Origin of the sequence: Maribacter sp. (assembly GCA_020629415.1) — a bacterium.
In the GTDB taxonomy this organism is placed as follows: Bacteria; Bacteroidota; Bacteroidia; order Flavobacteriales; family Flavobacteriaceae; genus Maribacter; species Maribacter huludaoensis.
The window spans coordinates 12845-39514 of the sequence record JAHDDL010000034.1; the positions used below are offsets into that span (position 1 = coordinate 12845).

17 protein-coding genes are annotated in these 26670 nt (G+C 36.6%); 7 read left to right on the forward strand and 10 right to left on the reverse strand.

Going from position 1 to position 26670, the window contains the following annotated elements; translation table 11 throughout:
- Positions 1-80: 80 nt before the first annotated feature.
- Together QZ657_RS13270 and QZ657_RS13275 are read right to left on the reverse strand one after the other, a co-directional pair.
- Entirely contained in the window at positions 81-590 is a 510-nt protein-coding gene (locus QZ657_RS13270) for a peroxiredoxin-like family protein (protein WP_276471161.1), read from the reverse strand.
- A 106-nt stretch (positions 591-696) separates the two neighbouring features.
- Positions 697-1086, reverse strand: a complete 390-nt coding sequence (locus QZ657_RS13275) for a hypothetical protein (protein ID WP_291967462.1) — start codon at positions 1084-1086, stop codon at positions 697-699.
- 215 nt (positions 1087-1301) lie between these two features.
- Here QZ657_RS13275 and QZ657_RS13280 point away from each other — a divergent pair, with 215 nt between their 5' ends.
- Complete coding sequence (locus QZ657_RS13280; RefSeq protein WP_291967464.1) at positions 1302-1742, forward strand: BLUF domain-containing protein; 441 nt, start codon at positions 1302-1304, stop codon at positions 1740-1742.
- A 68-nt stretch (positions 1743-1810) separates the two neighbouring features.
- Here QZ657_RS13280 and QZ657_RS13285 read toward each other — a convergent pair whose 3' ends face one another.
- Positions 1811-2104, reverse strand: coding sequence for a hypothetical protein (locus QZ657_RS13285; RefSeq protein ID WP_276471164.1), 294 nt, complete (start codon positions 2102-2104; stop codon positions 1811-1813).
- Between the two features lie 196 nt (positions 2105-2300).
- On the opposite strand from QZ657_RS13285, the gene QZ657_RS13290 reads away from it, so the two are divergent.
- Together QZ657_RS13290 and QZ657_RS13295 are read left to right on the forward strand one after the other, a co-directional pair.
- Complete coding sequence (locus QZ657_RS13290) at positions 2301-2738, forward strand: response regulator (RefSeq protein WP_291967466.1); 438 nt, start codon at positions 2301-2303, stop codon at positions 2736-2738.
- Between the two features lie 174 nt (positions 2739-2912).
- A complete protein-coding gene (locus QZ657_RS13295; protein ID WP_291967468.1) occupies positions 2913-5210 on the forward strand; it encodes a type IA DNA topoisomerase in 2298 nt (765 codons plus the stop codon).
- 112 nt (positions 5211-5322) lie between these two features.
- Here QZ657_RS13295 and QZ657_RS13300 read toward each other — a convergent pair whose 3' ends face one another.
- The 7 genes from QZ657_RS13300 to QZ657_RS13330 form a co-directional block, all read right to left on the reverse strand.
- Complete coding sequence (locus QZ657_RS13300) at positions 5323-5949, reverse strand: bifunctional 4-hydroxy-2-oxoglutarate aldolase/2-dehydro-3-deoxy-phosphogluconate aldolase (RefSeq protein WP_291967470.1); 627 nt, start codon at positions 5947-5949, stop codon at positions 5323-5325.
- Between the two features lie 2 nt (positions 5950-5951).
- Positions 5952-6893 (reverse strand): SMP-30/gluconolactonase/LRE family protein, encoded by a 942-nt coding sequence (locus tag QZ657_RS13305; protein WP_291967472.1) that lies wholly within the window; start codon positions 6891-6893, stop codon positions 5952-5954.
- 118 nt (positions 6894-7011) lie between these two features.
- The gene (locus QZ657_RS13310) at positions 7012-8247 is read right to left on the reverse strand and encodes a DUF6786 family protein (RefSeq protein WP_291967474.1); all 1236 of its coding nucleotides are present in this window, start codon (positions 8245-8247) and stop codon (positions 7012-7014) included.
- A gap of 50 nt (positions 8248-8297) precedes the next feature.
- Positions 8298-9827 (reverse strand): sulfatase, encoded by a 1530-nt coding sequence (locus QZ657_RS13315; protein WP_291967476.1) that lies wholly within the window; start codon positions 9825-9827, stop codon positions 8298-8300.
- A 40-nt stretch (positions 9828-9867) separates the two neighbouring features.
- Entirely contained in the window at positions 9868-14100 is a 4233-nt protein-coding gene (locus tag QZ657_RS13320; protein ID WP_291967478.1) for a two-component regulator propeller domain-containing protein, read from the reverse strand.
- Positions 14101-14407: 307 nt separating this feature from the next.
- Positions 14408-16156, reverse strand: a complete 1749-nt coding sequence (locus QZ657_RS13325) for a RagB/SusD family nutrient uptake outer membrane protein (RefSeq protein WP_291967479.1) — start codon at positions 16154-16156, stop codon at positions 14408-14410.
- A 27-nt stretch (positions 16157-16183) separates the two neighbouring features.
- A complete protein-coding gene (locus QZ657_RS13330) occupies positions 16184-19366 on the reverse strand; it encodes a SusC/RagA family TonB-linked outer membrane protein (RefSeq protein WP_291959312.1) in 3183 nt (1060 codons plus the stop codon).
- 388 nt (positions 19367-19754) lie between these two features.
- Here QZ657_RS13330 and QZ657_RS13335 point away from each other — a divergent pair, with 388 nt between their 5' ends.
- From QZ657_RS13335 to QZ657_RS13350, 4 genes are all read left to right on the forward strand, one after another.
- Positions 19755-23072 carry a VCBS repeat-containing protein gene (locus tag QZ657_RS13335; RefSeq protein WP_291967481.1) on the forward strand — a complete coding sequence of 1106 codons (3318 nt, stop codon included), beginning with the start codon at positions 19755-19757 and terminating at the stop codon, positions 23070-23072.
- Positions 23073-23514: 442 nt separating this feature from the next.
- Positions 23515-24816, forward strand: coding sequence for an MFS transporter (locus tag QZ657_RS13340; protein WP_291967483.1), 1302 nt, complete (start codon positions 23515-23517; stop codon positions 24814-24816).
- A gap of 14 nt (positions 24817-24830) precedes the next feature.
- Positions 24831-25994: a mandelate racemase/muconate lactonizing enzyme family protein gene (locus tag QZ657_RS13345; RefSeq protein ID WP_291967485.1), complete on the forward strand. Its 1164-nt coding sequence runs from the start codon at positions 24831-24833 to the stop codon at positions 25992-25994.
- 8 nt (positions 25995-26002) lie between these two features.
- Positions 26003-26670, forward strand: a 668-nt coding sequence (locus QZ657_RS13350; protein WP_291967487.1) for a 2-dehydro-3-deoxygalactonokinase, incomplete at its 3' end; no start/stop codon positions are given.

Here is a 26670-nt window from a genome sequence, read left to right on the forward strand (position 1 = left end):
ACCAACTATTTTAATAAAAATGCCGGTAAGTTTTTGAAACCTACCGGCATTTTTACTGTTTTGCCTATATCTTAAGTATACTATTCACCGCCTCTGGCAGGGTAATTATTTTTATTGACATAGTCTATGGCATTTAAAATATCGTCCCAATGGGGTCGTGCAAAAGGCATTGTTTGTATGGCGCTTGCATATAATGTATTATCTGGGCGAATTAGGAACAAACCGGGTTCCGAGAATTCATCTGGTTCCTTGTCAGATGTTTTTTTAGAAACATATAAACCCCATTCCCGCGCCGTTTCAATAGGTAAATTATAACCAATTGGTAGTTCAGGTACGTTCCATTCTTTTCCTGCTTTTTTCGCTCTTTCTTCACTATCGCTACTAACGGCTACTAAATGTACACCTCTATCGCTAAAATCTTTTAATCTAGTAGCTAGATCTTCTAGGTATTTTTTACAAATTGGGCAGTGCAATCCTCTATAAAATACGATCATGGTAAAAGAAGTGCTCGTTTGGTCGTACAAGCTCCATTGTGTATCGTTAATTAAAGGAATTTTTAATTGCGGTACTTCTGTTGTAGGTTTTATCATTGTGATATTTTTTTATAATTAATATGTTATAAAGTTATAGAAGCTAAAGGGTATACATTTGTTATATACCTTTTGCTATTAGTGCAATACATAATTGTAAGAGTTTTTACTTATTTTTTGCCAACCATTGTTCGTATTTTGCATATTGGGAACTAGATAAAATATTTTCCAATTGGCGGGTACGTTCACTATCTATACTTCCTAAAATTTCTCCACTGGCGGTATTGGCTTGTTGTTCTTTAAAACGATTCATTGCAGCGGTAAAAGTACTGATCTGGTCCTTGTTCATTTGCAGTTCGGAAAACAGGTCTGCATATTCGCTCTTAAAACTTTCTGAAGTACTTTGAACTTCTGTTTTGTTCATGGCATCAGCTGATCCGCTATCCAGTTCATTTTGTGTAGTAGCTTTTTCTGTAGTAGAAGAGGCTTTTTTTGTAGTTGAACAAGAGGTCAAAATAAACGTAAAGGCAAGTATAATTGCAATATTGGTTTTCATAATTTTCATATTTTAAGATTCTTGTAGAAAAGTATGATTTAAAATAACTTGCTATAGACGCAATCACATTTAAAATTGACTCTTCAAATAGGGTGATGTTTTTTTATTGATTGGGGGAAAAATTTATTTGTAAATAATAAGTAAGAAAAATAGTACTCATTTGCTAAAAGGTAGTAACTTAAAGGTTTGTTAAGTAGCGTCATATAAATTCTAATATGTACAATCTTGTCTATAAATCTATTGCCAACACTCTTACGTTGGCACAGGTCAATGAAATTTTAGCGGTATCTAGAGATTTTAATGCTAGGCATGACATTACCGGTTGCCACATTTATCATCAAGGTTTTTTTATTCAATATTTAGAGGGAGAAGCAGAGGTTGTCCTGGCCTTGTTTGAAAAGATTAAATTGGACAAGAGGCACAGAGCGGTCAATTTGCTCTCTAAAGGCAATATCTATTCTAGGGAATTTAATACTTGGAGCATGGCATACCTTTCAAATCAACTGCCTAACGAAGCTTTTAGGTATATAGAACAACTAGTTGATTCAGGAACAGAACCGGTAGGCAAATCTATTCTACCTAACCCAACTTCTAAAAGATTTTGGCTTGCCGCAAAAGCACTTCTTCATAAAATAGGGCATGAAAATTTTAATTAAAGAAGTTAAAGAAATAAGTTAGGTCGTATTTCTTTTTCCTGGTCATTCTAAGCTTCAACATGCGAATATTAATTATAATTTTCTTCAGAAGAAAATTTTGAATTATTCACTATTAGCATAAGTCGTAACAGGTTATGGGCAAATTTTTCTGAATATTCATTAATATTCGTTAGGCTTTCAATTTTTTTTAAATTTTTGTAGCGCTCATAAAATTCTAAAGAATCCTTATCGTTTCTAAAATTTAGTTTAGGTAGAACATCTGTAAGGGCATTATGAATTTTTAAGGCTTTACCTTTAGTATAATAGTCCTGCTGATATTGCTCTAGGGTCTCTAAAAGTTCATTACAGTTTTTAAATGCCATAGTACATTACATAAATTAACTGGGGAATATTTAATGATTTTAGAAAACAAATGTAAGTAATTTACTACATTTTTTTGATTTTGTTAAGTATATATTATGGTTAAAATGGTATTGAGTTACGATTCCATTTTATTGGTAGAAAATTATGTAGCACTTGTACATAATTTTATGTCCATACTAGTTTTGTATGGATATCATGAAAGATTTAAAGATATATATTGCGGATGACGATTATGATGATCGAGATTTTTTTATGGAAGCACTAAACAGTATTCCTTTAAATACTAAAGTGTCTCAATTTGATAATGGTGTTGATTTAATGGATAAATTGTTCACTGACGTTACATTGCCACACGTTATATTTTTAGATTTATATATGCCTATTATGGATGGGTTTGAGTGTCTCATGGATATAAGGAATTTTAAAAAATTCAATAACATCTATATTATAGCATATTCTTCTATTTATAGAGATAGAGAGGTAAATCAGCTTAAGTTAGACGGTGCTAATCAATTTTTGAAAAAATCTTCATCTTTTAAAGAGCTAAAAGAATTGTTGTTAAAATCGCTAAGTTTAGTATCCGTAAACAAAAAAGAAGAGTTGGCTAAAGAAGAGTTTATTGTTCTAACATGAAAAAGCTTGCAGCTATTCTGGTGCTTAAAAAATATCTAAACCTAAATTTCATTAACTTACCGTTCAATTAAACCCAATGGATGCTAGTTATCCAATGGTGGTGGTTTCTGCAAACAATTTCTATATTTGCCGGGCGAAAAAGCAAGCCTAAATCTTAAATATTTAACTTCTAAAATGAAAGTCTGCATTGCCGAAAAACCATCTGTTGCAAGAGAAATTGCTTCTGTACTTGGTGCTAGTTCTAAGCAAGATGGATATTATGAAGGCAATGGCTATGCGGTCACCTATACTTTTGGACATCTTTGTACACTTAAGGAGCCTAATGATTACAAGCCACATTGGAAAAGTTGGGATTTAAATAACCTTCCCATGTTGCCCGATCATTTTGAGACTAAAGTTTCTGGAGATTCCGGTATTCGAAAACAGTTCAAGATTATAAAGCAATTATTTGATAAAGCTGATGTTGTTATCAACTGTGGGGATGCTGGGCAAGAGGGAGAATTGATACAGCGTTGGGTATTGAACGAGGCTAAGTATAAGGGTAAAGTTGAGCGACTTTGGATTTCTTCCCTTACCACCGAGGCTATAAAAGAAGGTTTTAAAAATCTAAAACCGTCTACAGATTATGATAATTTATATTACGCAGGTTTCTCCCGTGCTATAGGCGATTGGCTTTTAGGAATGAACGCTACCCGTTTATATACTTTAAAACATGGCGGTTATAAACAAGTTTTATCCGTAGGTCGCGTGCAAACGCCCACTTTGGCAATGTTGGTAAATAGATTTAAAGAAATAGAGAATTTTAAGCCACAACCTTTTTGGGAGCTGCAAACATTATATAGAGATACGTTATTTAGTTATGAAGAAGGGCGTTTTCTTAAGGTAGAAGATGGTGAGAAATTGGCAAATATTGTAAAAGAACATGATTTTGAAATTGTGTCTACCACTAAAAAAGCGGGTAACGAGTATGCACCCAAACTTTTTGATTTAACGGGATTACAAGTTTATTGTAACACCAAATTTGGGTATAGTGCAGATGAAACTTTAAAGATAGTACAGAAATTATATGAGCAAAAGGTTGTAACCTACCCAAGGGTAGATACCACTTTTTTGCCAAATGATGTCTACCCTAAAGTACCGGGAATACTGAAAAATCTAACGGAATATGATACGTTGACAAAACCACTTGATGGCAAGAAGCTGAAAAAAAGCAAAAAGGTTTTTGATGATAGTAAGGTGACGGATCACCACGCCATTATTCCTACTGGTCAACAAATGAACTTACAATACAATCAAAAGCAGGTATACGATATCATTGTTCGTCGTTTTATCGCAGTATTCTATCCAGACTGTAAAGTTTCCAATACCACGGTAATAGGAAAAGCCGATAAGGTAAATTTTAAGACCACCGGAAAGGAAATCATAGAAAAAGGATGGCGTACGGTTTTTGAAACACCTAACAGCACAGCTAAAGAATCAGGGATGTTGCCAACCTTTAAGAAAGGGGAAAAAGGACCTCACGAACCTTCATTTCTTGAAAAGCAGACAAAACCGCCAAAACAATATACAGAAGCATCGCTTTTACGGGCTATGGAAACGGCAGGGAAAAAGGTAGAAGATGAAGAGCTGCGTGAGTTGATGAAAGAAAATGGTATAGGTAGACCTTCTACACGTGCCAATATTATTGAGACCTTGTTCCGGAGAAAGTACATAAAGCGAAACAAGAAACAGGTTATACCAACAGTTACCGGTATTCAATTGATTGATACTATACAAAACGAAATGCTAAAGTCTGCCGAACTTACCGGTAAATGGGAAAAGCAGTTAAAAGACATTGAAAAAGGTACCTTTAATGCCGGTAGTTTTATTAAGCAAATGAAGCAAATGGTAGATCAATTGGTCTATGAGGTGCGAAGTGAAACCAGAAAGGCTAATATATCGGCAGTAAATAATAAACCCGTAAAAACTACAAAGAAAAAGGCAACCGAAAAATCAAAAGGGTTGTCTGCAGAGAATTGTCCTAAATGTAAAAAAGGAACCATCCGTAAAGGAAAAGCTGCCTATGGCTGTTCTGAGTTTAATAAAACCTGCGATTTTGTAATTCCGTTTAAGTTTGAAGGAAAAACCATTTCAGAAAAACAATTTATTAGACTGTTTCAAAAAGGTTCAACGGTAAATTTAAAAGGTTTTAAGGTTGATGGTGCTTCGGTAGAAGGTTTGGTTAGGTTTGACGATAGTTTTAAATTGAAATTAGAACCAAAGAAAGCAAAAGTTCAAGCAAAGCCTAAACCTCAGGAAAATAGCTGTCCAAAATGTAATACAGGTACCATCGTTAAAGGTAAAACTGCTTATGGCTGTAGTGACTATAGATCGGGCTGCGACTTTAGATGTAGTTTTGATAGCATTCGTGAAAAAGCCAACGGCAGGCCTTTGACCAAAGAATTGGTTTTTAAAATATTTAGGGAAGTATAAAATTTAGCTAGTATGTTCAATAGTAAGAACCAACTATAAAAAAAAGGGTTTAGCTAGCGCTAAACCCTTCTTTTAGACAATATTTGATTTTAAAATGTACTGAGTAAATAATTTATAGCGCCTCCTTGAATTTTCTAAAATGTAGTGCTAAGGAGTGCCAATCTTTTCTTTCGATCATTTCCGAATCAAAAAGTAGGCCGCCCATACCAAATGCTTTTGCGCCGGCTTTTTTAAATTCATCAATATTTTCTAAAGAAACACCACCTGTGGGCATAAAGTCTATAAAATCTAAAGGGGCGGCAACATTTTTTATATAGCTTGGACCAAGATTGGCAGATGGAAATACCTTAACCATTTTAGCTCCTAATTTCCAGGCAGTATAAATCTCTGTTGGTGAGAAAGCCCCGGGAAAAACAGGGATTTCCATTTTGGCACAAAAACGGATTACATCTTTGTTTACTATTGGTGTAACTATAAAAGATGCACCCGCTTTTAGCGCTTTTTTGGTATCTTTTTTAGTAAGCACGGTACCACAACCTATATTTAGTTTACCCTGAAATTCATCAACTAAAGCTTCTATGATTTCAAATACATTTGGACTATTTTTAGTTATTTCCAAATTTGTAAATCCCTCGCTCACAAAAGTTCTGGCAATTTCTAATACGGTCTCTTTATCATAGCCTCTTAAAATGCCAACAATAGGAGTTTGTGCAAAAAGCTCTTCTGAAAATTTTTTCATATTTAATTTAATTTTATTCTTAATATAAGTTCATGGCATGAAACATACAGAACAGATTCATCTTCGTTGAATGTACAGTTAGATGTTAGTTTGTCAGTTTTTATAGTGCCTAAGTGATTACCATTTTTATCGATTATAAAAACACCGTCCGGTCCGGTCAAAAAAATGGTACCGTCTTTTTTTATGGCCATACCATCGGGTTTTTGTTTGGCAATACTTTTGTCCAGTGCTTCTTTTAGGTCCAAAACAATCTTCTCGTTTGTTAAATTACCATCTTCAGAAATATCGTAGCTCACAAATAATGGCGGTTCTGAATTGGCAATGTATAATTTTGAATCTTCTTCATACAAGCCTATACCGTTGGGCGTTGGCCATTTAGAAGTTAGCAGTTTAACATTACCATTGGTGTTAATTCTATATACACCTTCAAAATCCAATTCTTTGGAACCATCTTCAAGTCCAAAATTAGGGTCCGTAAAATAAATATTTCCCTTTTTGTCAACTACTAGATCGTTTGGGGCATTAAATTTTTGACCATTAAATTGATTCGCAATAATATCAAATTTAGGTTTTGGATTATTGAAGTTTCCTAAATATCGAGCAATTGCCCTATCACCGGTCTGGCAAAGAATTAAGTTGTTCTCATGGTCCAAAAACATACCATTAGAGCCTTGAAGTTTTTTGTCCTTACCGGTATAACCACTAGGGTTCAAAAATTCAACGGCACCGTTTTGTGCTGTCCATTTGTAATTGATGTTTTGTGGCACATCAGAAAATAAAAGGCATTGTTCTTCGGCAACCCACACGGGGCCTTCCGTCCAAACATAACCTTTGGAAATCACTTCAATTTTTGCAGATTTTGATATATGCTCATAAAATGCATCATCTATCTTTTCTAAATACCCAATAGTTGGGTACGTGGTATCTGCTATGGCTTTGGTCATAGGTTTTATATGGTTGCTATTCTTGCATGCTATGCACAAACCGATTATAATTATTGATTTAAGAAGGGATTTCATTTAATTTTTCTGATTATGATATATTTTACTTTTTTCCAAAGAGTTATAGCTTAACCCTATTGGATAATTTTACACCTAAGACTTTATAGGAAATTTTATCTAAATACTCTTTCTTACCTTCAAAATGATAGGTCTTGCTAATATGCACCATGTTTTTTCCTGCTTCAAGTTCTTGTGCGCTGGAAGAAGTTTCTAGTTCATAAAAAGGACCAAAAGGACCTGCTGTTGAGGTAACACCATCGTTAAAAATGTTTATTACATCACCCGCATAAGGATCTTGGTTATCTTCTCTTTTAGAGTTAACATAGTGCTCATTGTTTTCAAAAGTGAATTCTATTAGGGTCAGTACATTCAATTCAGGGGAATAACTTCCAAACACAGGAATGGTATTTTGTGGAAGTATGCCAATTTTATTCAGGTAATTGGCGTCGGCTTTATAATAGACCATACCGTCTTTGATTTTTATTCGTGACTCATCCAAGGGCGTAAAATAGTTGGTGACCTCGTCAAGGTGCCCTTTAACCGGTATCATGGCAACGGTGTTTTTGGTAGGGACCATACAGCCTAGGATCCAAATTGATAGTAGTCCGGTATTCTTTGACCACTTTTTTGTTCCTATATTGGTCATTTTGGTAACAGATTCAAAACCAACGTAGGTAACCTCATCATCTATAGAAATATTAAGATTTTGTTCTATTTCATGTTTATTTAGAATAGAGACTTTTCTTTCTACATCTATATTGAACACATAGTTTTGGTAATTTTTTATGTGCATACGGCCCTTACTGATTATTTCTTTATGGGTTTTCTTTTTAGTTTCAAATAATAGGGTGTCAAGATCAGGTGCTATACGGGAGTTTTTGTCTTCAAATGTAAGCCCGGGTTCAAAGAATACATTGAACTTGCCGTATTGTGGTCCAAACCACATTCTATCTTCACCACCTAAATTGCCAAACCTGTTTTTAAAACTATGGTCCGTTATACTTTTTCGATTGAACCAACCATAGCTTTTACCATTTAAACCATTAGAGCTACTTGTAAAAACGCGGCCCTGCAATTCGCCCGAAACCGCTATCATTGAGTTTTCCGATTTTAAGACATGTAAATCGTCAATAGTGTTCAATATCTCAAGATCGCTGCCAAAAGTATTGATATGAAATATGGAACTACATCCCATAAAACATAAAGCCACAAGCAACAATACCAATGATTTAAAGCTGGCAAAAAGATTGATCGGGTAAACCATGGTCCTAATCTGGATTATTCGTGTACACGGCATTTTAAAATTTAATTTCGCCTGCATTATATATGAAAATTACCTCCATGAATTTATTCGAAGTCTGGATTAATTAGTTCCTCGCCGGCTAACATTGCCTTCATCATTATATCTTTAGACGGCCTTGGTCTTAACCTGTATTTGGTAGGTAGTCCCGTATCCCTAAAAAAATCATCATTTGTTCTGGCAATTGGTAGGGAGTCATTTGTGGTATTGCGCATTTTTTTTAATCTAGAGCGCATATCAGTTAGAATATTGGCATGTGCTTCATTTAGTGCAAGATTGTTAAGCTCATTGGGGTCATTTGCTATATCATAAAGTTCTTCTGTTGGTCTGGGTATGATGAAGCATCTCATTTGAGCCTCGTTCAATAAATTTTTTTCTTTTTCGCTTAACATGCTTTTCCAGGTCAAATCTCTAATAATATCAGCGGACGGTGTATTGGGAAGGTCAGGATAAAAGTTTTTAATGTACTTGTATTCAGTAGTCCTAATAGCTCTTGTATAGTCTTCAAAATCATGAAAATGGTCCTCGGCATAAATTTGATCTCTAATAGGGGCCGAATCATTATTTAAAAGCGACGTAAAGTCTTTGCCTTCAAAATCTATTAGTGGATCAAGACCTGCCATTTTCATAAAGGTAGGTGCAATGTCAATTGAACTGACAAGGTGATCGTTTGTAGTGCCAGGTTTAATCTTGGACGGCCATTTTATAATCCATGGTGTTTTTATTCCGCCCTCATATAGGGTGGTCTTATCTCTTGGAAAAGCCCTTCCGTTATCTGTAATAAAAAGAATTATGGTGTTATCTGTTACACCTTGGTTTTCTAGTTCGTCAATTACTTTGCCCACGTAGTCATCCATCCTGGAGATTTCATCATAGTATAGTGCATAATCCTTTCTTACGCTATCCGTGTCTGGGTGGTATGGAGGTAAGATTACATTTTTTGGCTGGTGTGGATTATCGATAATGCCCTCTGAAAAAGGCCTGTGCGCGTCAAAGGAAGCTAGCCAAGTAAAAAAAGGTTTGTTTTTGTTTCTACTTCTTAGCAGTTTAATCCATTCGTCGCAGCCGCTACCGTCACCCACTAATCTTCGGTCTAGCCCAAGGGGTGCATCTTTCCACTGCATTTCATAAATGGTATCAAAGGCATCGTTTACAGAATCGCCAAGATGATGCTTGCCGGCCAACCCGGTCCAGTATCCGGAATTATGAAGTTGTTCAACGAAGGTGTTTTTATCATCTGGCAAGGGCCAAGATAGTTGTTCTGCATCTGTATTGTGTGGGTATAGACCGCTAATAATGCTTGTTCTGCTTGGGCTACATGAACTTGTGGTCAGAAATGCTTGGGTAAACAACATACCATCTTTTGCTAGTTGGTCAATATTAGGTGTTCTTACAATATCGTTGCCATAGGCCCCAAGGTCGTTCCAATTAACATCATCTGCAATGATAAATACGATATTTGGTCTTGTGGATGGTGGATCTTCATTTGATCCATTGCAAGAAAAAACGAACACGCTAAAAATACACGCTAGAGCTATATTCAATTTAAATGTGTTGTAAAGAGTGTTAACGCTCATTATGGGTCTGTTATTAATTGCAGGTGCCAACTGTATTAAGCTATAATTCGTTTTCTGATACATACCTAGATGGTGCTTTGCCAAATGCTTTTCTAAAACACTTGCCAAAATAATTTGGATCGTTAAAACCAACCTTGTAGCTAACCTCGGCAATACTCAATTCACCTTGTTCTAGAAGTTGTGCGGCTCTCTTTAATCTAATAAGTCTAATAAAATCATTGGGCGGCTGCCCTGTTAATTTTTTAAGTCTTCTAAAAAAGGTTGATCTACTGGTGTTCATGTCCAAAACCAATTGCTCTATCCAGTAATTTTCATTGCTCATTTGTTCTTCCATGAGCGACATGATCTTATCTAAAAATTTCTTGTCCTCAGAATCTAGAATAATTTTTTTGGGCGTTAACTGTTCTTCGGTCTTAAAAAGAACACGCATATATTCTCTAGATTCTATGAGTTTATCTGCAGTGATAGATAAAAGTTTCATTTTAAAGGGCTTTGGAATATATGCATCTGCGCCAGATTGTATTCCTTTTATTCTATGTTCAACTGAGTTTAAGGCAGTAAGTAAAATAATGGGAATATGTTTGGTTCTAATATTTGATTTTAGTTCATGGCATAATTGTATACCGTCCATTTCTGGCATGAGTACATCGCTAACGATAAGATCGGGTAATGCTTGTAAAACAATCTTTAAAGCACTTTTACCCGTGTCTGCCTCCAATACATTGTATTTTTTTTGCAATCCGTTTTTAACCAACGACCTAATATCTTGATTGTCATCTACTACCAAAACAGTTTTCTTTTTACTCACAGTTTTTTTCTTGACATTTTCAACAATAGTAGTCTCTAAATGGCTGTTCGTCTCTGCTGCTTTCTGTGGCGGTTCAGAATATTGGGCTATTTCTTCGGGCAATAGATGTTCACTGCCAATAGGAAGTTTTAAAATAAATCTGGTACCAACGCCTAAGTTAGAATCAACTTCAATGGCACCGTAATGTAAATCGATCAAGTCTTTTGTAATGGCCAAACCAATTCCTGAACCTGGCTTTGATGAAGCTTCATTGTTTTTGTTTACTTGATAAAAACGCTCAAATATGTGAGGCAATTGATCATGTGGTATTCCCGGTCCGTTATCCTCAATTTCAATGCTGACAAATTCAGATTCCATTTCCCCTCCTCTGATCTCAAATTTAGATTTGTCTTTTGAAATCCGTAAACGAACGGTTACACTACCGTTTTCATTGGTAAATTTAATGGCATTGGCAATTAGGTTATTGAGTATTTTTTCCAGTTTATCCCAATCGAACCAAACTTCTGATGCATACGATTGGCTTTCAAAAGATAAACTGATATTTTTTTTTAAGGCCAAGGCCTTAAAGGAAAAGGTGATTTCTCGTGCAAAATTTACAATGTTAGATCTGGTTGCGATCAACCTAGTTTCACCAACCTCTATTTTCCGAAATTCTATTAATTGATTTACCAGCCTCAATAAATAATCGGCATTACGCTGAATGATACCTAACCTTTTACGCAATGCAGTATTAATACTTGAGTCTTCTAAAATCTCTTCTATAGGATTCATTATTAATGTAATGGGCGTCTTAAAGTCATGCGAAATATTGGTGAAAAACTGAAGTTTTAACTTGTTTGTCTTTTCAATTTCTTGTTGAATCCTTAGTGCTGTTTTTTCTTTTGATTTAAGGTCAAAGTAGGATCTTACACCCAAAAGAAGTAGTATTAGAAGTAGAATGTATAGTAAATATGCCCAGATAGTATGCCAAAAAGGAGGGGAGATTTTAAAGCTCATAGTTGCTGGTGTTTCGCTCCAAACACCATCATTGTTAGAAGCTTTGACCTTAAAGGTATATTCGCCAGGAGATAAGTTTGTATAATGGGCAAAAGCGGTATTTTTTGAGTTGTGCCATTCATCATCAAAACCTTCTAATTTATAAGAATACCTGTTTTTTTGAGGAGCGGCATAATGAAGTGCGGCAAATTCAAAAGTAAGTACGCTTTCGTCGTAATTAAGCTCTATTTTTTTGTTTTCTAAGGTGGATATGGATTGATTTAAGATAATACGCTCATTAAATTCTTGCCCTACCTTTACGGCTTGGTTTTTTATTTTAAAGGCTGTAATTTTTGGTATGGCCGGTATGGTATTGTCCTTCAAATTATCAGGATGAAAAATATTCAGGCCTTTAAGCCCCCCAAAGAATAAATATCCGTCTTTGTTTTTGAAATAGGCATTTTTTCTAAAATTGTTACTTTGTAGCCCATCTTTCTTATTTAAATTTTTGAAGGTCTCTTTTACCGGGTCAAAAGAAGAAATGCCTTTATCTGTACTGATCCATAATTCTCCTTGATCACTTTCAAGAATGCCGTAAACTGCATTGTTGGCCAAGCCATCCTCTTCACGGTAATGTTTAAAAACCGGTTTTTTATCCGCATGTTCAGAAAGGCTCATTTTGTTGAGCCCACCACCAAAGGTGCCGATCCAATAATCCCCGTTCTTATCCTCTAGAATTGAAAAAACCGAGTTATGACTTAAACTATTTATATCATTGGGGTCATGTTGATAGGACACAAAAGTATCGGGTAGTCCATTTTTTCCGGGTATTACCAAGTTTAGTCCACCTTGTAAGGTGCCGATCCAAAGTTGATTTTTACTGTCTTCATAAATACAGCTTATTTCTTTGCCGCTAATACTATTTGGATCGTTCGAATTTGGTAAATAATAAACTGCGTTCGAAAAATCATATTCATTACTATTAGGTTTTTTCTTCTTTTCCCATTTAATTAAACCATCTATAAAAGATCCAAACCACAAAACTCCGTTACTATCTTCCAGAGATGAAAATACCTCAATAACATCGTTGATTTCAGTAGGCTTTAAAGAAACATTTTGTTTATTTCCATCAACAGTCATATGTGTGATACCTTCCGTGCTTCCAAGCCAATAGTCATTATCTTTATCTTTTAAAATTGACCATATTGGTTGTGAAAACGATTTTCCTGATTTGGTCAATTTGTTATTTAAATAGTAGTGGCTAAAACTGGGCTCGTTATAGCCATTTCCATTAAATTTTATATGGTTTAGACCATTTTCTGTTCCTACCCAAATAGCGTTTTTTTCTCCAGAAATTATAGCGTTAACAGAGGGGTTGCTCAAAGAGTTTTTGGTGAGTTTATTCTTTTCTAAAAAAGTTATATCCTTATGGCCTAGATCACATCTGTTCAACCCGCCTTCTTCAGTGCCCACCCACAAAACATTAAAGGAATCTACAAGTATGGTTTCTACATTTACACTGCTTAAACTTTTAGAGTTTAAGTGATTTGGTGCGTATAGCTTAAATTCACCTGTTTCTGTATTGAACCAATACAGGCCAAAACCGTGTATGCCTAACCATAAATTAGAGCCATCTGCCTGGCTAATTGCAATTAAGCCCCCATAATCATTGGCGTCCTTTAGCTCAGGATGAAAGCTATATCGCTTAAATTTTAAGTCTTCTGGTGCATTTATATTTTCTGCGTTCTCAATACCAATTAAAAAATGCCCTTTAATCCCTACCCACAGTTTTCCGTTTTTATCTAAGAAAAGCGATTTTACACCCTCATTCAACACCTTGAACTGAACATAATTGTCGTTAGGTTCTTTTTTTAGCTTGTACAAGCTATAATTGGTTCCTACCCAAACATTCCCCGCACTATCTTTTGTAATAGAATGTACTTTGTTGGTCTTAACAGTAGAAGAGATATCAAGTTGAAAAGAATATCGCTCGGGTTTAGTGCCCATTTCATCACTGCTATCAAATTGATAGACACCTGAATATAATGTGCCTACCCAAAGAGAGCCATCATCTTCAGGGTAAATAGCGCTAATTCTTTTATCTTTTAAAATTGCAGGATATGTTGAAAAAGTCTCGGTTACCTTGTTGAACCGGCTCAATCCTCGTCCTGTACCAATGAGTATGTTGCCGGAAGCATCTAATTCAAGTTCGTAGACCGAGTTGTTGATTAAGCTATTGGGGTTGTCATGTTCATGTCTGTAGATCGTAAAACCTTTACCGTTATACTTGTATAGGCCATTTGGTGTAGCCATCCACAAAAAGCCTTCTTTATCTTGCAGAATGTTCATTACCGAATTTTGGGAAAGCCCTTTGTCATCTATAAAATGCTCAAATCTCAAATCTGTTCCTTGGGCAAAAGTGGTGCTATTGTACAGCAGCATAATGCCAACACATATTTGATAGATATAAGATTTGATTATTCTGTTCATATACTTTTCTCCACGTTAGGTAACATTTAAAAATACCATTCTATTTCTGCATAATTTTATTTTTACCGGGTAAATTCTATTCAATAATATGGAAACCCTGTTCTATGAAAAAATTGAACCTAACTATTCTTGTTCTAATATGCTATATGTTATCTTTTTGATTTAAAGTCATTTAATGTCAATTTTTGTGCTTGTTGCGTTATTCTTATCAATATTATGATAGTTATTACAACTAAAAAAAGCGACCCTAAACAGTAAGGGTCGCCTTCAAGCAAACTAACTCAAAAAAAATTGTTCTTATATTATATTAATACGCCGGATCTTGAGTCAATACTCCCGGCTGCAAATCTATTTGTGCCTGTGGAATTGGGAAATGGTCATTTTTTCCTGCGGTGAACGATGCGCCTTGTAACCAAGGTAACTTTCCATCAGATAACTCTGATTGTAAGTAGCTGTTCATTGTTTCTTCTTCAATGCCCCAGCGAACAAGATCTTGAAAACGCATGCCTTCCAAAGCAAATTCTAATCGCATTTCATGATATATCGCCTTTTTGGCATATTCAACATCAGGAAAGGAAGTGTATAGTCCAAGGTTATAATTGGCGGAAGGTTGATCCTCATCTATATCCGGAACGTAGCCACTTTCAAAAGTAGTATTGTTTACTTTGCCCATTACCATATCATCTTGGGCTCTTTCACGTATCATGTTCACCATGTCTTTAGCGGTCTCCAGGTCATTTTCTGCAGCAGCAACTTCTGCTCTCCATAATATAACATGACTTAATCTAAATAAGCGCCAATTGTTGCCATTTAGACCGGCAGACCATGTTGGGCTAGAGATAGAGATCGTTTTAAAATTTCTTTTATAGAACATGATCTTTTTATTTAAAAAGGGTCCCATACCTGCTTGATCAAGCATCCAATCACCACCGGACATCGGTCCCCAATCCAAGAATGGAATTCCTCTTCTACCTATAGTCCAGTCTACACGTGGATCTAAAGCGACATCGGTAGGTGTAAACTCATCCGTATCTAGAAGACCATAATCTTCCAATAATAAATCGTCCTGAAAAGTGTCCAATAACGGCAGTCCGTCGGCATCTACCTTAAAAGCGTTAAAAAGATCAAAAGAAGGTGCGCTATAGGCACAACATAGGCCTATGTCCGATCCCCTTGGAAAAAGCGTTCTATGGTCAATACCGGAGTTTGCATCACCGGCTCCGTCGTTTACGGTATATTGTACCTCAAAAATACTCTCTGCATTGTTTTGCTTTTCTTCGTCAAAATTGTCATAAAAATGATCCATGAGCATAAACGGACCGTTGTTTATAATATCATCCAATAACGGTTTTGCTTCAGAATATTCTTGTTGAAATAAATGCACTCTGGCTTTTAAAGCTTTTGCTGCCCAACGTGAAGCGCGACCAATTTCTGGGTTTTCGTCCATATTATTATCAATACCCCATTGAAGGTCCGCCTCAATATCGTCCCAGATTTCTCTGTCGTTTGGAACCTCACTGGCCACCATATCCTCTGTTATGTAAGGTACTTTTTCAATTTTAGAGCGTAGTTGAAAGTAGTACCAAGCTCTTAGCCATCTTGCTTCGGATTCTAATTGAGCGGCATTGGCGTCCGATATATTTTCGCTTGCCTGTCTCAAAATTCTTAAAGCATCGTTAGCTCTGGCAATACCGTCAAAGTTGGCTATCCATAACTCTTCTACCCAAGGGTTGGAGGCGTCCACTTCAAATCGTTCTATAAGATTTATAGGGGCCCAGCCACCTGTTTGGTCCCCACGGTGCATGTCATCAGAAGTAACATCTCCCCAGACCCAATTTGTGGCAGAGGCACCACCGGTACCACCGGCTTCACCACTTGCATAACCATCTATTCTAGAGTAAGCGCCTACAAGAAGTAGGTTAACACCATTTTCGTCGGCTAAGGTAGATTCGTTTACTGCTCCCTTAGGTTTTTCTTCTAAAAATTCTTCGCTACAAGCTCCTAGAAGAAGCCCTAGAGCGGTTAGTATCCCTATTTTAAAGTGTAATTTTTTCATCTTTTTCAATTTTATTTTTCTTAGAAATTATAGTTTAATGTCAAGACCGATAATTAATTGTCTTGGCGAAGGCCATGTACCACGATCAAGACCTCTGTCTATTTCGTTACCTACAAATACTTCGGCGTCCAATCCAGAATAATCACTTATTGTAAAAAGGTTGGTACCCATAACATAAAGTCGCATTGAAGTAATATCCAGATCATTTAAAATTCTTTCAGGTACGTTAAAGCCAATTTGCGCATTTTGCAAACGAATGAACGATGCATCCTCAACTAGATCGGAATGTGTATTCTGCTCAAAGCTGGTTTGCGATGATGCTTTAGGTAGAACCGCATTGGCATTGTCGTCTAAGTAAGGGCTGCCCCAAGAACGGAATAAACGATCAGAGCTCTTTGGACCCTGAAAAAGGCCGTAGCGCGTAAAACGGTTATAATAATTGATGGCATCATTACCTTGACTAGTGTATAAACTAGCTGTAAAATCAAAGTTTTTATATTCCAATCTCAAGTTAAGGCCAGCTGTAAAATCTGGGTTTGGATTACCAATATATGTTCTATCGTCAGCTGTTATTTCACCATTACCATCTACATCACGAATAATCAGGTTTCCTGGCTGATTGTAATCGCCATTTGTAGGATGAGCATCTGCAGCTGCTTGGGTTTGGAATATACCATCAACGACATACCCATAAAACTCAGGGAACGATGTACCTGTTTCTGCCCTGGTATAGCGTTGCGCACGTTGTTGGCTACCAACAATAAACTCATCTTCGTTATCTGATAATTTTGTAATCTCGTTCTTGTATGTTGAAAATACCAGACCAACGTTATATTTGAAGTCACCTTCTTCGTTTCCGCCGCCACTATAGCTTAGTTCTAGATCGATACCTTTGTTTTCCATGTCACCAATGTTAACAGAAGGTGCGTTGGCAATACCTTCCACGGCAGGGATGGCAACCGGAAATAACATATCTGAAGTGTTTTTGCTCCAAAAATCCAAGGTCATGTTCATTCTGTTAAAAAATGTAGCATCAATGGCAAAGTTGGTAGAGGTCGTAGTCTCCCATTTTGCATCTGGATTACCTACGGCAGTAGATTGAAATCCTTGAACAATAATACCATCTGCCCCACCAAGGCCATAGAAAGAAGCGCCAAGACCGGAACCAAAAGTTGAAAAGCCGTTATAATTACCAATTTGGTCATTACCGGATTGTCCCCAACCAGCTCTTAGTTTTAAGTATGATAAGGCATTGCTCTCACTAAGGAAATTTTCTCTGGAAAGAACCCAACCACCTGATACGGCCGGGAAATTACCCCATCTGTTATTTGCGCCAAATCTTGATGATCCATCGCGTCTTAGGGTAGCCTCTAGCATATATTTGTCGTCAAATGAATAATATGCCCTGGCGAAGTAAGAATTTAATGCCCAAGCTGCAGCTTCTGCATCATTTGTTTGGTTTTCAGAACCGGAACTCAATATAAAAAAGTCATCGTCCGTAGAGATGAAACCTTCTCTACCGGCACTGATTTGATCATATTCAAACCGCGTAGCTTCGGTACCAAGTAAGAATTCAACATTATGAAGCTCGTTGAACGTTTTAGAATAGTTAATGGTGTTGGTCCAGTTCCAAGTAAAGTTTTTTCCTCTGGTTTCACTTAATGTACTACCGGTTGTACCATTGGTATTTTCTGGATCGGCAAAGCGTGGGTCATAATTATCATACCAGCTTGTATTGTAACCAAAAAGTGTTTTAACGGTAATATTGTTAAGCGGTTTTACTTCTACGTAGAAATTACCGGTAGCGTTAATAGTTGTTCTTGTGTCTTTTCTTTCGCGAAAGTTATTACCTAAAGGGTTGGGACCATCGTTTAAACCTCCACCTACAATACCACCGGCAAAATTACCGGCTATATCTCTTACTGGAATTAAAGGACTTGTTTCAACAATAGCATTAAAACCAACCGTGTTACCTTTAGATTCCGTTAAGGTTACCCCAAGTCTTTGACCAATTTTCAACCAATCTTTTATCTGTGAATCCGCATTGGCTCTAAAGGCATATCTATCAAAAGAATTATATCTTAAAACACCATCTTCTTTAAAATAGTTACCACTTATGGCATATGTCGTATTTTCAGATCCACCTGAAACAGAAAGTGTAATATCTGTTATAGGTGCCGGTTGGTAAAGTTCTTTTAACCAATCTGTTCCGTTTTGGTTGGTTAAGGTAATGGGGTAATCACGTTCTGCATACAAGGCAGGGTCTGTAGATGGATCGCCGATCGATGCACCGTTTGGAAATAAATAATCGTTCACGGTAGTACCTTGAATATTATTCGGGTCAAAATTAAAATGTGCGCTACTAGGTGTAATACCGTCATTGGTCTGTTCTAGCCAAATTTGCTGGCCAACAAGAACGGGGTCGGTAACAAAGTCGTACTTGGAGCTTGCCGAACCAATACCTGTTCTAACGTTCAATTCTACTTTTGCAGGTTGACTTTTTCTTCCGGTTTTTGTTGTGATCAATACCACACCGTTTGCCCCTCTTGCTCCGTAAATGGCGGTAGAAGAAGCATCTTTAAGAACTTGCATAGATTCAATTTGGTTGGTTGGCGGTAGTTGTGCGCCAAAAACCCCATCAACAACGTATAGGGGACCATTACCATTTATCGTACCCAATCCACGAATACGTACTTGTGCCTGCTGGCCGGGTCTGGCGGAAGAAACAACGGTTACACCAGATGCACTACCCTGCAAAGCACGTGTTGCATCACCTGCAGATTGTTGTTCAATGTAAGCCGTTTTTACTGTACTAACGGCACCTGTTACATCACTCCGTTTTCTAGAGCCATATCCAATTACCACAACCTCGTCAAGAGCTGCTGCATCAGGTAATAACTTTACCATGATACTAGTTTGGTTGTTTACCGGTACTTCTTGTTTTGAATAGCCCGTGTAAGATATTATTAAAGTTGCGGTACTTGATGTCTCTATGGAAAAGTTGCCGTCAAAATCTGCAACAACACCGTTAGTTGTTCCTTTGACCAAAATGTTTGCGCCTATCAACGGTTGGTCCATTTCATCGGTCACAGTTCCGCTCACATTTACGGTCTGGCCATAGGCAAGTGTTGTTAAACATAGAAAAAACAATAGTGGAACAAACCACTTTTCATTTTTTTTCATTTTTCTTAATACATAGTGTTTTGGCATAGTAATATGAGTTTTAAGTTAATTTAAGTGTTCGTTATTCGTTCGTGGTAATACTGCTCCGTCTATAAAAAAAAAGTCTTTTTGAGCAGAGAAGTTGGCAGTAGTTTTAACCACACTCCAAAAGAAGTGTAATATTTATAGTATTAATGGTAAATGGTGTGCATTATTAAGGAATATCTAATCAAAGGCTATTTCAATCGATATTTTATCAAATTTATAAGAGTAAGTTGCATTATATTGTAATTCGTAATCGTGGCCGGAACAGGTAGTTTCTACTGTATAATGGTGGTTAGACGTGTTTATGTGTAGGAACGTTATAGGTTCTTTGGCACTGTAAACATCTTTAATAAAATTGAAAAGGATAATGGTCAAAAAAGAGTGTATTTCTATGATGTCGATATTTTGTCTAGTACTATTGGCATCATGTAATAAGGAAAAGAGTGTGCCTGTTAGTGAATCTGATAAACGTTTTACGTTGATCGATCATACGTATTCCAATATTGATTTTGAAAATAGCTTGATAGAAACCCAAGAAGATAATCATTTATTGAACGAGAAGTTCGTAAATGGTGCAGGTGTTGCTGTTGCGGATATAAATAATGATGGTTTGCTAGATGTTTTTTTTACCGGTAATCAAGTACACGATCAACTCTATGTAAACAAAGGAAATCTTCAATTTGAGGATATTACGAAAAGTAGCGGAATTTTACCCGAAAAATCTTGGTCTACGGGTGTAACGTTTGCCGATGTCAATGCAGATGGATTTCAAGATATTTATATCTGTAAGAGCGCAAGAAACAATACGGGCGTAAGCTATAATCTTTTGTATGTAAACAATGGCGACTTAACTTTTACTGAAATGGCAAAGGAGTATAATGTGGCAGATCCTGGATTTGCCGTTCAGGCAAATTTCTTTGATTATGATAAAGACGGTTGGCTAGATATGTACTTGGTAAACCAACCACCAAGTTACGGGAATAGAAAGGGAGGTAAAACACCGTTAAAAAATACAAATACCCGTTACAGTGATAAACTTTATAGAAATTTAGGTAAAGAGAAGGGCTTTGTGGAAGTGTCCGCTTTTTCCGGTACTCAAAATATGGCACATGGTCTTTCTGCCGCTATTGGAGATATCAATAATGATTTATGGACGGATATCTATGTGACCAATGATTATGACAGGCCAGATTATATGTACTTGAACACTGCCAATGGTAAGTTTAAAGATGTGCTAAAACAAAGCTTCAAGCATATATCTAATTTTAGTATGGGCAGTGATATTGCCGACTATGATAATGATGGTAATTTAGATATCATGGTGGTTGATATGGTGGCCGAAGATCATAAACGTATAAAAACCAACATGAGTGGAATGAATCCGGAAGATTTTTGGGCCATTGTCAAAAATGGGGGGCACTATCAATATATGTTCAATACGCTTCAGCGAAATAACGGTAACGGAACGTTCAGCGATCTGGCACAGTTGGGCGGGGTTTCTAATACGGATTGGAGTTGGGGACCGTTAATTGCAGATTTTGACAACGACGGTCTTAAAGACATATTTGTTACCAACGGTATTAAAAGAAATATGCGCTACAGTGATGTCAATAATACCTATGAAGTAATCTTGGACAGTTTGGAAAAGGTAGCTCAAGACACCGGTAAAAGATTTCAAGATGTGGTAGATGTTTTGGCCCTGGCCAAAATGGCGCCAGAAGATAAATTGACCAATTATATCTATAGGAATAATGGAGATTTGACCTTTAAGAATACTGTAGAAGACTGGGGGTTTGATCTTCCATCACTATCAAATGGGGCGGCATATGCAGACTTGGATAATGATGGTGATTTAGACATAGTGGTCAACAATATTAATGAGAAGGCATTTCTGTACAGAAATAATACCATTGACCGTAAACAGGGCAATTACCTTCGTGTAGCGTTAAATGTAGATAAGAATAAATCCATTTACGGAACAAGGATTACACTGTTCAAAAACACGGAATTATGGCAAATGATAGAGATTACGAATACAAGAGGGTATATGTCCAAAAGTGAGGACATAGCACATTTTGGTCTGGGGGAAGTAGAAGCTATAGATAAAATAGAAGTTAAATGGCCAGATGGTGTTATTGAAGAACTGAGAGATGTCAATGCCAATCAACTTTTGACGCTCACCAAAGGAACTTTGAGCCAAGGGAACTCTGAATTGACTGCTAAAAGCAATCGTAAACTTTTTGTAACAAGTACTAAAGAGGCCAAATTGAATTATAGACATCAAGAAAATAAATATGATGATTTTGAAAAGGAAATTCTGTTGCCACATAAAATGTCCACATTTGGGCCTTCAATAGCTGTAGGAGATGTAAATGCAGACGGGCTGGACGATTTCTATATAGGTGGCGCCGCAGGTTTTTCCGGTACGTTATTCATGCAGCAACATTCAGGTTTTAAAGAGGTTACGGACGGTGTTTGGATAGAAGATAAAGCTTCTGAGGATATGGGAAGTACATTTTTTGATATTGATAATGATGGGGACTTGGATCTTTTGGTAGTTAGTGGCGGTAATGAATTTGAATCTGGCAGTAAATACCTTCAAGATAGACTGTACCTTAATAATGGTAAAGGAATATTTACCAAGGCAGCCAACCGCATTCCAAAAGATGGTAGTAGTGGTTCAGTAGTAGAGGTAGCTGATTTTGATAACGATGGTGACCTAGATGTTTTTATTGGAGGTAGACTGGTGCCCGGTAAATATCCGCAGCCGGCCAGTAGTAGGTTGTTAGAAAATAAGAACGGTTTTTTAAAAGATGTAACTGCAGAAAAGGCGTCTGAACTTAAAACTTTAGGTATGGTCACTTCCGTAACATGGGTAGATGTCGATGGTGATACTAGATTGGATATGGTTGTTGTAGGTGAATGGATGCCGGTGACTATATTTTTGCAAGATAAGACCGGAAAATTTGTTAGGAATAAAATGAAGGGGCTTGAGAACAGCGAGGGTTGGTACTATAAAGTTGTACACAGAGATATGGATGGTGATGGAGATGAAGACCTTATCGTAGGTAATTTAGGGCTAAATTATAAATACAAAGCATCTACACAAACTCCTTTTGAAGTATACAGCGGTGATTTTGATAAAAACGGATTAAACGATATTGTGCTCAGTTATTATGAGCATGGCAAACTGTTTCCTGTTAGGGGAAGATCATGTTCTATTCAACAAATGCCTTCATTAGAAAAAAAATTCCCCACTTTTAAGTCGTTCGGTGAGGCGGATTTAAATACAATTTATGGAGCTGATCTAGAACGGTCTTTGCACTTAAAGGCACATACTTTTGCATCTTATTACCTTGAGAATATAGAAGGAAAATCGTTCAAAAAGCATTTACTGCCACAATTGGCACAAGTTTCTAGTATTAATAATATTATAGCAGATGATTTTGATAAAGATGGAAAACAAGACCTTTTGGTCTCTGGCAACCTGTATGCATCTGAAATAGAAACCCCTAGAAATGATGCGGGAGTGGGTCTGTTTTTAAAGGGAAACGGAAAAGGAGCTTTTGATGTGGTTCCGGTAATGGAAAGCGGTTTTTTTGCACCACATGATGCCAAAGATATGCAGCTCATTAAGTATGGGGATTCCGCTGCGTTATTAGTAGCCAATAATAATAATTTCATTCAGCTCATTTCTATTTTACCTTAACGTATCATAGTTATTAAATTACAAGTAAAGTCATCATAAATGTGAACTTTAAATCATTACTGAATATCGCTAACATTTTTTGAACGCTTTTAGCCTATTTGTTATAGTATTTGAATAAATATTACTTATTCTCTCTAAGGTTTAGGTCTAGATTTGAAATACGAGAAATGGCATTGTGGAACATTTAATTTTTATAAAATTTATTTAGCATCGAGTAGTGATTACAGGAATAAAATGATGAGGTAATCAAAAATGTTAAAGACATATTTAGAATAGAGTTTTAACTAATCTTCAAGATTTTTAGTTTTTAAAAATTAGGATACTATAACATGGGTATGGTCAATTTATGTATTGGCGAAAACCTGTATTAAATGGTGCAGTATTATAGAGGTAGGTTAAGAATAAATTAGGCGAACGGGTATTAGTATTTAAAATAAGATATATGGGTAATGTAGAGCCAGGCTCAAAAGAACGTATAGGTAAAAAACGGTACAATATTTTAGTTATGATATTTATTACTGTGGTAATAAATTATTTGGACCGTACCAATATATCCATAGCGGCTGGTGCGTTAAAAGAAGAGTTAGGTATCAACGCCATTCAAATGGGATATATTTTCTCTGCTTTTGGGTGGACGTATTCTTTACTTCAAATACCGGGAGGTATTGTTGCGGATAAGGTAAAATCTAGAATATTGTATCCGCTTATAATGGTGTTGTGGTCACTGGCAACATTGGTACAGGGTTTGGTAAATTCTTTTACGGCATTATTGGGTCTAAGAACAAGTATAGGCATGTTTGAAGCGCCATCTTACCCGATCAATAATTTAATAGTAACAAGATGGTTTCCTGAAAATGAAAGAGCTTCTGCTATAGCAACCTATACCTCTGGACAATTCTTGGGTATGGCTTTTTTATTACCGGTACTAACTTTGATTCAAGATGCCCTGGGTTGGCGGGGGTTGTTTATCGTATCTGGGATAATAGGTCTACTTTGGGCGGCAGTTTGGTATTTTTTCTATCGTGATCCACAAAACCATAAAAAAATTGGTAAGGCCGAGTTGTCACACATTAAAGATGGTGGAGGTTTGATCGTTACCAAAGATAAGGACGATACCCAAAAATTTAAATGGTCAGATTTAGCAAATGCTTTTAAATACCGTAAACTTTGGGGCTTATATATTGGGCAATTTTGTTTGGGCGCAACTACTATTTTCTTTTTAACATGGTTTCCTACATACTTGGTGGAATTCAGGGGATTGGATTTTATTAAATCAGGCTTCTATGCATCGATTCCTTACTTGGCAGCATTTTTTGGTGTACTGTTGGCCGGTTTTACTTCAGACTATTTAATTAAAAAAGGCTTTACCCGTGAGGTGGCAAGAAAGGCACCTATAATTACCGGTATGTTACTGTCAATAGCAATAATAGGGGCAAATTATACAGAAAACACTACGTTGATAATAGTGTTTTTGTCCATAGCCTTTTTTGGAAACGGACTGGCAAGTATCGCTTGGATATTTGTGTCATTGATAGCACCAAAAAACAATATAGGATTAATAGGGGGTACCTTCAATTTTATTGGTGGTTTGTCTGCTGTGGTGGTACCTATAGTCATAGGCTATTTAGTACAGGATGGCGATTTTAGTCCTGCACTCTTTTTTATAGGGGCATTGGCCTTATTGGGTTTAATTTCCTATACATTTATTGTGGGCAAGGTAGAACGTATAATCCCTAAGAACTAAAATAACGCACATTTATGAAAATAACCGATATAAAATCGTATCCAATAAATATTGAAGGTGGTGGAGTACAATTGGTCGTTAAGGTAGAAACTGATAATGCCCTATATGGCTTAGGTTGTTCTGGTTTGTCAGGAAGAGAGCTGGCCGTTGTTGGTGCAATAGAACATTTTAAAGGTTTTTTAATAGGCAAAGATCCTCGGCAAATTGGTGCTCTTTGGCAAGAAATGTATAGAGGTCAATATTTTGAAGGGGGCAGGGTTTTGTTGGCCGCTATATCGGCTATAGATATTGCTCTGTATGATATAAAAGGCAAACACTTAGGGGTGCCGGTATATGAACTTTTAGGAGGAAAACAGCGAGATTATGTAGAATGCTTTGCCTCTGTAAGATTTACGACCAAAGAAGAACTTTTAGAGTATTCAAGAATATGCGTAAAAGAAGGCTGGAAAGTACTAAGGCTTGCACCAGCAGAATTTGAGTCTCAAGAAAATAAAAGTAGGTTTGAACCAAGGGAATCAATAGCTACACTAGCTAGTTGGATTACCAGTTTAAGAAAGGAAGTCGGTAATGAAATTACCATAGGCGTTGATTACCATACAAGATTGAACATTGCTGAGACCTATTCGTTCATGAAAAAAATGCCTACCGGTACTATTGATTTTCTTGAAGAACCCATTCGCGATCAAAACCCGGGTGCTTATCAAGAGCTAAGGCGTATAGTTGATGTGCCATTTGCCATAGGTGAGGAGTTCTCCAGTAAATGGCAATTTATGCCGTTTTTAGAAAATAATATAGCACAATATGCACGCGTAGATGTATGTAACGTTGGTGGATTGACCGAAGCTATGAAGGTGGCTGCAATGGCAGAAACGCACTATGTAGATCTTATGCCACATAATCCTTTAGGTCCGATCTGTACTGCGGCTTCAATTCATTTGGCCGCAGCTTGTCCTAATTTTAGTTATCTGGAGGAAGTTAATACGCCTGCACAGTATATGAGAACGAACGCACCAAAGTTCTATCCGGTACAACATCAATTAGAAGGTCCCAGATACCGCGTGCCCGATACTCCGGGACTAGGTGTTGAGTTTAATGAAGATCTGGCAATTGAACAGAAATTTAAAATGATAGAAGTGCCTAGGTTGTACAGAAACGATGGCTCTCTTACAAATTGGTAAACTAGAAAATGAAAATACCCTTAACCTTTATTAGCTGTGATTGGGGAACCACCAACATTAGATTAAAAGTCATAGAGACCGAAACGCTGAGCACACTTGCCGAGTTTTCGTCCCATGTAGGTATTAAGGCGGTCTATCAAGATTATCTAAAAGCGTCCGATAAAGGGCAGTTCAGTTATTTCTATAAAACACTAATTGAACTGATTAAGAATTTACCACTGGAATTTCAAAATAATTTAGTTGTTGTTTCTGGTATGGCCTCCTCTAGCATAGGCATGTTGGAAATGGACTATGCAAATCTTCCTTTTTCAATTACAGGCAATGGTTTGCATTGGAAATTGATAACCAATCCTACTTCGCCAGATGTACTATTAATATCAGGTGTTAGAGATGTAGTTGATGTAATGCGCGGAGAAGAGACGCAAGTAATTGGTTTATATACTATTCTTGCTAATTATGATAAAGGTGTATTGCTTTTGCCGGGTACTCATAGTAAGCATATTTATTTCTGCAATAATGAAATAGTTCATTTTAAGACCTATATGACAGGTGAGCTATTTGAGCTTTTGTCCAAAAGTAGTATTCTCTCTAATAGTGTTCAAGAAAAGCAATGGTCTCCAAAGTCAAAAAAAGAATTTGTTAGAGGACTAAATTTAGGTTTTAAAAAAGAATTGAC